Raw genomic sequence first — 240 nt, 5'->3', positions numbered from 1 at the left:
CGCATCACCGAGCCGATCGCCAGGCCGATCAACTCGGCCACTTCGATGCTCAGCGTCTTGCCGACGATGCCGCGGATGTCATAGGCGCGGAAGATACCGGGATCGACGTCCACCGCGGCGCGGGTGGATCGTGCGCCCTCTTCGCGCTCGCCCGGCTCGCGCGCGGCCGCGGGCATCGGCGGGGGTTCGCGCAGGAGGGCCTCGCCGAGCGTGGGCTCATCGCCTTCCGGGCCTTCCGTC

At 72.1% G+C, this 240-nt stretch carries 1 protein-coding gene; it reads right to left on the bottom strand.

The annotated features are described in order from the left end of the window. Nucleotides 1-240, bottom strand: a 240-nt coding sequence (locus OH705_RS28595; protein ID WP_267303617.1) for a hypothetical protein, incomplete at both ends; no start/stop codon positions are given.

This window comes from Pseudomonas sp. BJa3 (assembly GCF_026343815.1).
GTDB classification, from domain to species: Bacteria; Pseudomonadota; Gammaproteobacteria; order Pseudomonadales; family Pseudomonadaceae; genus Aquipseudomonas; species Aquipseudomonas soli.
Note: the sequence above shows the minus strand (reverse complement) of the source record. Positions and strands in the feature narration are given on the sequence as shown.